Source organism: Thermococcus sp. PK (genome assembly GCF_000430485.1).
Taxonomy (GTDB): Archaea; Methanobacteriota_B; Thermococci; order Thermococcales; family Thermococcaceae; genus Thermococcus_A; species Thermococcus_A bergensis.
In genome coordinates this window covers 382,872-393,446 of sequence record NZ_KE387149.1, presented here as the reverse complement: position 1 = coordinate 393,446, position 10,575 = coordinate 382,872, and the positions used below count along the sequence as shown (strand labels likewise).

Sequence of the window (10,575 nt, the reverse complement as noted above, 5' to 3'; positions counted from 1 at the left end):
CAAAGCGTTTCTGGAATAACTTCAGGGCTAGAGACTGGAGGAGGGTTCACAGGTTTGTTTTTCTGTTTTCATTCTGGTATAATTTTGTTAGAATTCATTCTCGGTTTGGTGGACCGCCTGGTGATGTGACTGAATGGCTTCAGGAGGTGATACCCCAGTTATCCTGACAGTATCAGTCTTTTTATGATGTGCAAAAGCGGCCTTTGGGAATCAAAAATGCCTTTATTTTGAAAGGTTTTTTCATTCGTTTTGATATTTGAAAGAGGAGACATTGTGTAGGGCAAAAAAGGATTAGGAAAAAATCGGCATAATCCCCAGAGCTAGACCTTGTCCTCGTTACCTCTCTGCCTCATTTTCCCTTAAGGTATGTTCCTCAAAGAACTTTTTCTGTCTCTTCTCTTCCTCAATCTTTTGCTTGAGAACTTCATAAGTTAGCCAGCTAAATTTCTCTTCAGGGATCAGCTCTTTGTACATAATAATAAGATCAGCTGCCGCTGCTGCGTGTCCATCATCTAATAAGCGCTCAATAATCTCAGTTAAAAACTCACTTTTTTGATTATTCAAAAGATCATCAAAAAACGTCCCAAAATTGTTTCTTAACTCTTTAAGGAGATCTACCTTGCCAGGAAGCTCGCCTTCCTTAGATTTTTTAGTTCTAAGCTCTTTAGCGACATCAAGTACTTTTTCTACAAGTTCTGGATTTAATTCAAAAAGAGTATCTAAAAAGAACGAGCTTGCCAATACAATGTCTGAATAAGAGTAAGTTTTTTTGTAAGTATTATTAGTGGTCTTTTTTATCTTGTCTAAAGCGTTGTATGCATCTTCAGTTAATCTAACCACTTTCCCGAAATCTTTTTTCATACAAATCACCAGAAAAGTATTAATTTGAACTACTTAAAAATATTTCTAAGTCATACTTTCTTTTTTAGGAGAGCTTGATATGCTGGTCCTTTTCTTTACATATTCCTAATAATCTTAATATATTTTACAATTTATTTCGAGACATATGTTCAACAATCGAAAAAAACAACATTTATTATAGGGTTCTGATTTGGTTTATGTTAAAGGGGGTGTGAATGATGTCGGGAAAACGAACTCTCTATGAAATATACCTTCAAGATGCCCTCTCTTTCGAGAGGAAGTACACTGAAGATTACATCGAAGAAATCAAAACAGCCTTCGGGCCAATACCGCTCGAAGAAAAAGCAGAATTCTTGAGAATAATAAGGCAAAAGCACCTCTCAAGAATCTTCGCACTAACAGCACTAGCCGCAACAAAACCAACCCCAGAAGAATTCAAAAAACTCGCGCCAAAAACAATCATGCACCTAGGAGACGTGATAAACTTCATCGAAATTTACCACAAAATCCACAAAGAAGAACCAAACCAATACGCCAACCAGCTCAAAAAACTAATCAAAGAAATGCCCCGCACAAAAACCGAACTTTACTCTTACTACTCAGTCCCAAGTGAAGTTGAAGAATACCTCGAAAAACACTTGGGAGTAACCCTAGCCAACCAAATACCCATAAATGACGAGCCACTAGTCCTTGAAAATCTTGATATTCCACCAATGACTTTCGCACTTCACTTCTTGGCAGTAGCAAAAAAGTGGAGACAGGGGAATTTGATATGGACAAAGCAGCCCCCGTTCTTGGAGGACTATCATGGGGATTCAATCATTTACTCAAAAAGATATTGATAGATTCTGAAAAGAAGGATTGGGATGTTGTCATCCTTAATACACCTGAGGGCAGAACTTACCTTGACCTTCCAGGGAAGTTCAAGTTTTATCGAGATGAAATTGCCGCCGTTACCGCCACCATTGCAGCTGGGAGAACTGGAAGAATAATTTTTGTCTCGGATGGAATGTATGAGAGCTGGGTGGAGACGAATGGTGATTATGTCAGAGTTTTCAGGAGGCTCGTAGGGTTATTGTCAGGGACTCGCGGGAAGCTTTCGTTTACTGGTCAGGTTTGGCCCAGCAGTATAAACACCCTGGTAATTCTATTTGACGAGAAGTACCATTATGAGCGCCAGTGCCCTCCTCATAGCACCACCCTACTTAGCATAGTATAAGGCTACTCCCTCATCATGTCCTCTATTTCCTTAAGCCGTTTTCCAGGCTCGAGCTCCCTTCCCGCGGAGGAAACTATAAGCTCTTCTGCAGCCTCAATGGTCTCAACGTCAAAATTACCCGTCAATATGCTTTCACTAGTTAAGTCTAGCATTGTGTTTAAAGCTTCATCAATGTTTTCTACCTTGCCCATGGCCTTCTCAAACTCCACCTGAATTTTTGCCACGTCCTCTGCCCCAGGACCTTCCGCAATGCTTGCCACTATATCCTTGCTAAATTGAATAAAATCGGCGGAAACTTTTACTAACTCTCTCTGAAGCTCGGCCTCTTCCATTAACAGCAAGAGACGCTTTGCCTGTTTTATCCTCTGCTCTAATGCGAGGTATTTGACAGCACTTCTCTTTAACAGGGCTTCATCTCCAAGCTTGGCAGCCTCCTTCCCCTGCAGAAACACCCTGTGCTTAAAATTCTCGAGGTTGTTTATGTATTGTTGGAGGGCTATTTTTGCCTTACGCATTCTAACCTTTCTTTCAATTTCCTTTTCCTCTTTAGACTTCCAGAGGCGGACCATCATATCACACTCCATTCTCGTAGGTAGTATTACTCATACAATATAAAACTTTGAAGTTGTATATGTTTGAGGTTGAGACATTTCTAAAGTAAATTTGACGGCTCTATCTGGATATCTCTGACCTAGGTTTCTTTGAAGCTCTATAAGCTTGTCAATGGCCTCAGAAGGACGGGGGCGATATATGTACCACCCATCTATCTTATCCCAAGCACCATCTCCTCTTACCAACTTTTCAGGCCTGTCTTCAATAAACCTGTCAACTTGAAGGTTTCGGAATCCCTTGTCAATCAGGAACTCTGCAACTGTTCTAAGTGTCTGGCTCCAATATCCGCCAGGAATTTCAAGTCTATGCCATCTTCCATCAAGGCAAACATGTATCGCTCTAATTTTTGATCTCAGAGAATGTCTGGCTTTTTCAATAGGTATTACCCTAGAGGGATATTCTCTACAGTCCTCTTTTTTGGCTGATTTTTTCTCTTTTTGTGGGGCTGTTTCATAGGTAGTGATAAATGGAACTTTTGAATTCTTTTGTTTTCCGTAATTTTTAAATAGTCTCTAATTATACTTCCTTGTGGTGAAGCAGTTCCCAGAATGTGGGGTTTGTCAAGCCCGAATGGGGACTGTCGAGAGCCTTGAAGATGTGGGGAGTCTCCGTTCCCCCCGAAAGCCAGCCAATGAAGACGGGAGGCTGGAAGCCTACCCGTTACGAAATTAACACCCTACACACACTTTACGGGTAGGCAGAACGGTTGTTTTACGATAACTATCTCTTCATTTTCTCGTTTGATGTTGTGGACCAGAACCTTTAGCCTTTCGATGAAGTCCCCACCCACAGGTAGGTTCTCCTTGAGCAGGGTTTCAACGGTGTTTATGGCGTTGAGGAGGTCGTTCAGGTTTTGCACCGTGTAGAACTTGAGATCGTTGAGCGTGTTGAGTAACTCAGCCTTCCTGTTGAGTTCAGCGTAGACTAGAGCCAGCTTTCCAAGGGTTTCAACGACCATCCTCCTGTTCCTGATGGCCTCTTCGGTGCTCTTGCTTTGCTTTAGTGCCGCGACACTCCTTGACAAGGACTTCTTAAGCTCCTCGGCCTCTTTTTCTAGCTCTGCCTTCCTCTTCTTAGCCTCCCCAAGATTCTCAAGGTCTTTGAGGAACTCTTCAACTGACTGGTAGCGGTCTTCCTTCCTCTTAGCGAGGAGTTTCTCAAAGATTCCATCGTACTTAGCAAGCTCAGGGTTGATTTCTGAGGGTGGAGTGAATTTGTAGCTTTCATCCACGATTTTTCCAAAGATTTCCTCGTAAGTATATCCCTCAAACGGGAGTTTTCCAGTTAACAACTCATAGAAAATTACTCCCAACTGCCAGATGTCTGTTCTCGCATCTGTGTGCCCGTACTTACCGGGAAGCAAGTGCTCAGGGGCAGCATAGAGTGGCGTATAACCCAACACGCTTCTGCCAGAACTCATGGTTCCTATTTTTGCCAGTCCCCAATCCGTGATTTTGGGAGTTAAATCGCTCTTTAGGAGGACGTTGAGGGGCTTTAGATCGCGGTGGTAGATACCCTTAAAGTGTGCGTAAGCCAATCCTTCAGCAATGCCCTTGATGAGTTTTAAGGCAGTGTTTTCTTCAACAGGTTTTGGATATTTATCCAAATCCCTAATTATCTTGTCCCCAAGTTTTACGCCCTCAACATACTCCATTTCCAAATGTGGGACTGGCAGAATGTCCACGTCATAGAGTTTGACAATGTTTGGGTAATCTAAGTGAAGCCAAGTTGATACTTCTCGTATAAACGTTCTGCTCGTCTTCTCATCAATCCTTGGGATTTTCACAGCCACTATCTTACCATCGCTTTTTCTTTTGGCTTTGAATACTTTAGCAAAGCCGCCCTCGCCAAGAAATTCTAGAGGTTCGTACTTATCGAGGAGCTCTGGCAGAAAACCAGAAAGGGATTTTAGGTGTGTTTCTCTCTTTGTAGGTAATAACCGTTCTGGTCTAATTTCTGATTTACTTAGTGAGTGTTTTCCCTTTATTTCCGGACTTGTTGTCTTTTGGGCTTCTCCAGCTTTTTGTTCTAGTGCATTTGTTTGGATGCCGAAGTTTCCCATTCTTTCCATCCACTTTACGACCAGATAGACCAAAACCAAATGAAGACCTAGGAAGAATACTCCCGAAAGAATCGCCAGTATTGCAAAGGTTTTACCTTCCGTCTTTTTTCCGTTTTTTGCCACCAATATCGAGGCCGCTATACTCAACAACCACCAGATATATCTGAGCAGTGGATCTTTAAGTGAAGTGAAAAACATCAGGACTGAAACAACTATAAACGAGATCAAGAACCAAGCAAAAGCCAAGATTTGCGATCTTGAGGTTTCTTTCATTGTGCTACACCTCCAAGATCTCCAAGTTTACAAAGAGTATAAGTTTTTGACTCCAAAAGTTTTTTATTGGGGGCATTAAAACACCTTCTAATAACCATCTAATGCTCAATATCTTTTTCCCATGAAATTCATAAGCCAAGTAAACTTTGGCAAAACCACCTTCATATCTTTAATCCTCCTTCTTCATAGTTTCAAACAAACTACCGTCACGTTATCCTTCGTAACGGGCAGAGCAGCATCAATCAGCTCTCTTACAATATCTTCAGCACTTTTCCCTTTTGAGGTTATCTCAATAATTCTTCCCTCGTCAACGTAGTCGTGCAGTCCGTCGGAGCTGAGGAGCAGGACGTCGCCCTCCTGGAGGTTCCACTCGTAGAGGTCAACGCCGAAGTCTACCCCGAGGGCCTTCGTGATTATGTTCCTCATCGGGTGCCTTTTGGCTTCTTCCTCGGTTATCTCGCCCTTGTCCAAAAGCTCCTGCACGAGGGAGTGGTCTTTGGTTCTCTCGAGGATTTTCCCATCCCGTATCAGATAAGCCTTGCTGTCGCCGGTGTTCGCTATTATAGCCTTCCCGTCTCTAACAAAGGCGCTTACGAGGGTCGTCCCCATGCCCTCCCTTTCTCCAACGGCGCTCTCTTTTATCCTCCTATGGGCTTCCTCATAGGCCTTCATGAGAAGTTCTTTGACCTCTTTATCACTCATTCCTGGGGAATACTCTTCTTCGAAGACCTCCCTTAGGGTATCCACTGCTATCTTCGACGCTACCTCTCCCGCGTTGTGCCCTCCGAGGCCGTCAGCAACGGCCAAAAGGCATGCATCCTGGAGCTTGAGGACGAGCAGGTTGTCTTCGTTGTTCTCTCTTCCCCCCACGTGACTCATGCCGAAGGTCCTTTCATCTGGGGTTTTCATGGTCATGTAAGGTTTGACTGTGTTTGAAAGGATGTTTTTTAGAGCTCTTTCCTGCTCTTTATGATTAACTCTTTCTCCTCTATCTTTTCTGAACTTCGTGAAATAAACCCCTACTCCACCTCCTACAATCACGAGAAGAATTACCAAAATTAACCCCAGTGGCAGGCCTTTCTTTGGGATTATTAGGTGGATAGAATATGTTTTGTTTGGATTAATTATGATAGATGTGGCATTCCAGGAGTTGTCTTTTGTGACATTGATAATGTATTTTCCTGGTTCTACACTCAGATTTAGGGGTGTATTGCCTTTAAATGACCCGTTTATGTAAACTGAAGCATTAGTGGGTTCTGACATTATTACCAAGGTCCCATTGAGTGGAACGAGATCAGGACACACTTTAAGAGTTTCATTTGGCTGTATCTCTATGCTGGTGGAATAAGGGGAGTAGTTTTCCAGAGCGATCTCCATGGTGTAGTTTCCAGGTTTTAAAGAGACATTGAGTGGAGTTTTGCCAACAAATTCATAACCGTTAACTCCAATTATTTTAACAGGAGCATGGGATGGGTTAGAACAGACGTAAAGTGTTCCGTTTAATGGGGTTAGGTTAAATTCAACTGGTATGAGAGCATCAAAAATATCAGGAGATATGGGTAGTGTTCTATTTTCTGGTAAATATCCCTCTTTTTTAACTTCAATAATCAATTCGTAGTGTCTTCCTGTTGGGTTTATTGGGATATTTAACGGACTTTGGCCGTAGTATTTGTCATTAACATACACACTGGCGTTTTCTGGAAAGGTGATAACTTCAATAATCCCTGCCTCAACAGAATTGCTGAAAAGTAAAAATAAAAAAGCCAATAAAATAGCTTTTTTCATGGGATTTCACCCCTTACTTCGGCCTTTATGTGAGAGATCAGTTCGTTGAGCTTCTGGGCGAACTCTTCTCCAATTGGAAGGTTCTCTTCGATGTATGATCTCAGGTATTCTTCGGCTTTTTCGAGATCTCTCTTTAGGTCATCCTTTCTCGTGTAGTACTTGAGGCCTTCAAGAATCTCTAGTAGCTCCGATTTCGAATTGAGCTCGCAGTAAAGCGCGGCAAGTTTCTGGTAAAGGTCAAGAATTTCGAGAGTTTTCAGCTTAGCCTCTTCTGTGCTTTTACTCTTCTTCAGCTCAAGCTGACTTCTGTTAAGGGTTTTCCTGAGTTCTTTCACCGTCTCTTTGAGCTCTTTTCTTTTCTTAACGAGCCTTTCGAGCTCTTCAAGGGCCTGTAACATCTGGTCGGCGCTCTGGAAGCGATCCTCTTTTCTCTTTGCCAGCGCCTTTTCAAAGAAACTATCGAAAATGTAGAGCTCTGGATTGAACTCACTGGGCTTCTTTGGAATATAGTCCGGGTCGGTTATTTTCCCTATCAACTCCGCCGGGGAGTGGCCCTCATAAGGTGGCCGTCCCGTTAATAGTTCGTAAAGTACCGCTCCGATCTGGTATAGGTCAGTTCTGTAGTCGGTGTGGCCATACTGGCTCGGCAGCAACTGTTCCGGAGCCGCATACAGTGGCGTGTAGCCGGCGGCGGTCTTCGAAGAGGTAGTGACTCCTATCTTTGAAAGCCCCCAATCGGTTAACTTTGGCGTTAAATCGTGCTTGAGGAGGATGTTTAATGGCTTAATATCCCTGTGGAGAACGTTCTGGGAGTGGGCATATTTCACGGCCTGGGTAATGCCCTTGGTAAATTTGAGTGCAAGGCCTTCCTCAGTGGGCTTGGGGTATTCTTCCAAGGATCTAATTGTTTTCCCGTTGAGATCAACACCTTCAACGAACTCCATTTCCAGATGGGGGACCGGTAGGATGTCTGCCTCATAGAGTTTGACAATGTTTGGGTGATTCAAGTGGAGCCACGTACCTACTTCTCTCAGGAAGACCTTGCTTGTGCTTTCATCTATGCGGGGGATTTTTACAGCAACTATTTTACCGTCGCTTTTACGCTTAGCTTTGAAAACTTTGGCGAATCCTCCTTCGCCGAGAAATTCGAGGGGTTCGTACTTCTTGAGCAGTTGTGAAGGGAAAAGCTCTTTTGCTTCGGTAACAATCTTCTTGTCTTTTTGGGATTTTCTCTTTTTCTTTGATACTACAACTAGTAATCCTACTAGTGCAATGATTCCCAATCCTGCTAAGATCATTTTTTCGTTCTTTACCCCTGTAACAATTTTTAGTTCCCTATTTAGAGTTGTTAGTTTACCAGGTGATATTGCTACGACTTCTTTGATCTCCTGATAATCTTCCTTTCTAATTGAAACTTGATAAGTTCCTGCCGATATTGCATAATCTGTTAAGGGAGTTTTTCCAATAAAATCACCATTAACATAAACCTCGGCATCAGAAGGAGTTGTGTAAACTTCCAAAATACCCCTTAACTCATAATAATACACACTATATCCCGCTCCTATTGCAAAATACTGACTGTTAGGAGTTATTGCTACGGAGTTCACTGCGTTGGAAAAAGAGGCTCTCCAGAGAGTATCTCGCCTGTTTGAAAGCAGTATAGCAACTCCATTAGAAGATCCTACTAAAACGTTAGACTCACCACTAGACAAGTCTATGGTGGTGACTTTGGAACCGGTGTTGTATTCCCACAATTTTGCTCCTTCTTTTGTAAAAAGGTACACTTTCCCTGTGCTATCCCCAATTCCAATGTACTTTCCATCACTACTAACTCTAAGCGCGGTCACATCCCCGCTGGTAGTTATTTCCCAATCTAATGACCCAAGCTTTGTGAACTTATATACTGTATTCCCTACAGCAGCTACTACATAGCTTCCGTCATCAGGCATGTCTAAATATTGGACTTTACCTAGTTCCTCGGTCCATAGTAGTGTGCACGTTTTTGATAAAAAGTAAACTCCATGGGCATTTCCCGCCGCAATGAAATTTCCATTGTTACTAATCCTGACTACATAGACATCCCAGTCTGTAAGCAATCCGGGCCCAGTGTCATACTTGCATAGTAGATTCCCTGAGGTATCTAGGAGATACACCCAATCACTTGTACTACCTACGACAATATACCGCCCATCGGAAGAAATGTCAATTGAACTGCCAGCACCACCTTCTTTTGGGTTGTATCTCCAGTATAGTTGTGAGCCTTTAAAATAATAAATGTAGTCGGCATTGTCATAAACTACTAGATCCCCACTGGGAGTCATTGCAACGTCATCAGCTTGATCCTCCGTTTTATATTTAAGAATTACTTCTCCAGCTTTGTTAAAAAGAAAAACATAGCCTTGGGAGGTTCCTATTCCAACGTAATTTCCATCTGGAGAAATTACTGCTGTTAATACAGTATCTCCAACGTTATAGCCCCAGTAATATTGTGCAAGCTCAGCACTACTCACTAATGGAGCATAAAACAAAATAACAAAGCCTAAAAAAGCAATGATTTTTCTGTGAACGGCCTTCATCATCATTACCCCCCAAACTCCTCCGCCCATTTCTCATACCGCTCAATGTCCTTCCGCGTCAGCGGACTCTTTATCTTCTTGAAGGCCTCCTCAAAGTCCCTCATCTCAAGCGGCCTCGTCCTCAAAGAGCGCTTCCTCAGCTCCTCGAAGGGCAGGGAAGCGAGCCTGTGCAAGTCCTTGTTCTCCTCCCTTATCATGTTCCATATGGCCTGCTGGCAGAGATTTCTTATGTCCCTTCCAGAATAAAACCTCCTCACGCTTTCCTCAGCTATGGCATCCAAGTCAAGCCTTGAAATGTCCAATCCACGGGTGTTAATCTTAATGATTTCCTTCGTGGCCTTCTCATCTGGCAAAGGTACGTAAATCCTGCGCGGGAAGCGCGAGAGAACTGCCTCATCAAGATCCCATGGAGTATTTGTGGCAGCTAGCGTTAGAACTAGCAAATCACCTCCCTTGTCTTGGAACCCATCAAGCTCTGTAAGCAGTGTAGAGAGCATCCTCCTAGAGGCCTCGCTGGTATCGTTTGAACGTTTGGTAGTTAAAGCATCAATCTCGTCGATAAAGACTATTGATGGGGCTTTTTCCCTCGCAACTTCATATAGAGCGCTTATTATCTTGCTCGACTCGCCGAAGTACTTGCTCAGGACGTTTGAAGCCTTAACGTTGAAGAATGTGGCGTTTAAACTTCCTGCTGCTGCTGAAGCGAGGAGGGTCTTACCCGTCCCTGGCGGCCCAAAGAGGAGTATCCCCTTCCACGGTTGAATAGCTTGGGGTCTCTGCAAAGCTGAAATAACCACAGTCTCCATCATCAAGACCTTTACCTCTTCTAGCCCTCCTATGTCTCCCCAAGTGACGTTTGATCTAGCTATCAGCCCTTTAACGTATTCTTTAAACTCGTCCTCCTCGGAACCTTCTTCCTTAGTTCTCTTACCTTCGGCACTGATAACGGCTTTCTTGCCGAAGTTTCCACTCTCAATATCTTTGGCAACTTTCTCCCACTTTTTTGCCTTTTTCAAGTAAAATTCGGCATTATATGGGACTTGTTTTGCAAGCTGTCTTAATAAGCTGGCACATTTCAAGGCCTTTTTCTTTGCGGTCTCCATATCCCCCTTGGAAACGGCATTGTCGAATTCTTTCTTTGTTTTTTCAAATTCACTCAACAGCGGACCGGACAAATCTACGGGCAT

8 protein-coding genes are annotated in these 10,575 nt (G+C 43.1%); 2 read left to right on the top strand and 6 right to left on the bottom strand.

What is annotated here, in order from left to right:
* Positions 1-336: 336 nt before the first annotated feature.
* Positions 337-861 (bottom strand): hypothetical protein, encoded by a 525-nt coding sequence (locus tag THEPK_RS04050; RefSeq protein ID WP_042698641.1) that lies wholly within the window; start codon positions 859-861, stop codon positions 337-339.
* A 218-nt stretch (positions 862-1,079) separates the two neighbouring features.
* Here THEPK_RS04050 and THEPK_RS04045 point away from each other — a divergent pair, with 218 nt between their 5' ends.
* On the top strand, positions 1,080-1,703 hold the full coding sequence (locus THEPK_RS04045) for a hypothetical protein (protein WP_156882140.1): 624 nt from the start codon (positions 1,080-1,082) through the stop codon (positions 1,701-1,703).
* Positions 1,634-2,080, top strand: a complete 447-nt coding sequence (locus THEPK_RS04040; protein ID WP_156882139.1) for a hypothetical protein — start codon at positions 1,634-1,636, stop codon at positions 2,078-2,080. The genes THEPK_RS04045 and THEPK_RS04040 overlap by 70 nt, the downstream gene beginning before the upstream one ends.
* A 2-nt stretch (positions 2,081-2,082) precedes the next feature.
* On the opposite strand, the gene THEPK_RS04035 is transcribed toward THEPK_RS04040, so the two are convergent.
* The 5 genes from THEPK_RS04035 to THEPK_RS04015 all read right to left on the bottom strand — a co-directional run bounded on the left by THEPK_RS04035 (position 2,083) and on the right by THEPK_RS04015 (position 10,575).
* Positions 2,083-2,649 carry a hypothetical protein gene (locus THEPK_RS04035; RefSeq protein ID WP_042700546.1) on the bottom strand — a complete coding sequence of 189 codons (567 nt, stop codon included), beginning with the start codon at positions 2,647-2,649 and terminating at the stop codon, positions 2,083-2,085.
* A 719-nt stretch (positions 2,650-3,368) separates the two neighbouring features.
* Positions 3,369-5,027, bottom strand: a complete 1,659-nt coding sequence (locus THEPK_RS04030) for a serine/threonine-protein kinase (RefSeq protein ID WP_232194528.1) — start codon at positions 5,025-5,027, stop codon at positions 3,369-3,371.
* Positions 5,028-5,210: 183 nt separating this feature from the next.
* A complete protein-coding gene (locus tag THEPK_RS12540; RefSeq protein WP_083965030.1) occupies positions 5,211-6,812 on the bottom strand; it encodes a PEGA domain-containing protein in 1,602 nt (533 codons plus the stop codon).
* On the bottom strand, positions 6,809-9,391 hold the full coding sequence (locus THEPK_RS12535; protein WP_198011285.1) for a protein kinase domain-containing protein: 2,583 nt from the start codon (positions 9,389-9,391) through the stop codon (positions 6,809-6,811). The genes THEPK_RS12540 and THEPK_RS12535 overlap by 4 nt, the downstream gene beginning before the upstream one ends.
* Positions 9,392-9,393: 2 nt before the next feature.
* Complete coding sequence (locus tag THEPK_RS04015) at positions 9,394-10,575, bottom strand: ATP-binding protein (protein WP_042698632.1); 1,182 nt, start codon at positions 10,573-10,575, stop codon at positions 9,394-9,396.

Bases quoted from the DNA above. Each gene is read 5' to 3' on its own strand.
- THEPK_RS04050 (WP_042698641.1), bottom strand. From the start codon at position 861: ATGAAAAAAGATTTCGGGAAAGTGGTTAGATTAACTGAAGATGCATAC.
- THEPK_RS04045 (WP_156882140.1), top strand. From the start codon at position 1,080: ATGTCGGGAAAACGAACTCTCTATGAAATATACCTTCAAGATGCCCTC.
- THEPK_RS04040 (WP_156882139.1), top strand. From the start codon at position 1,634: ATGGACAAAGCAGCCCCCGTTCTTGGAGGACTATCATGGGGATTCAAT.
- THEPK_RS04035 (WP_042700546.1), bottom strand. From the start codon at position 2,649: ATGGTCCGCCTCTGGAAGTCTAAAGAGGAAAAGGAAATTGAAAGAAAG.
- THEPK_RS04030 (WP_232194528.1), bottom strand. From the start codon at position 5,027: ATGAAAGAAACCTCAAGATCGCAAATCTTGGCTTTTGCTTGGTTCTTG.
- THEPK_RS12540 (WP_083965030.1), bottom strand. From the start codon at position 6,812: ATGAAAAAAGCTATTTTATTGGCTTTTTTATTTTTACTTTTCAGCAAT.
- THEPK_RS12535 (WP_198011285.1), bottom strand. From the start codon at position 9,391: ATGATGAAGGCCGTTCACAGAAAAATCATTGCTTTTTTAGGCTTTGTT.
- THEPK_RS04015 (WP_042698632.1), bottom strand. From the start codon at position 10,575: ATGCCCGTAGATTTGTCCGGTCCGCTGTTGAGTGAATTTGAAAAAACA.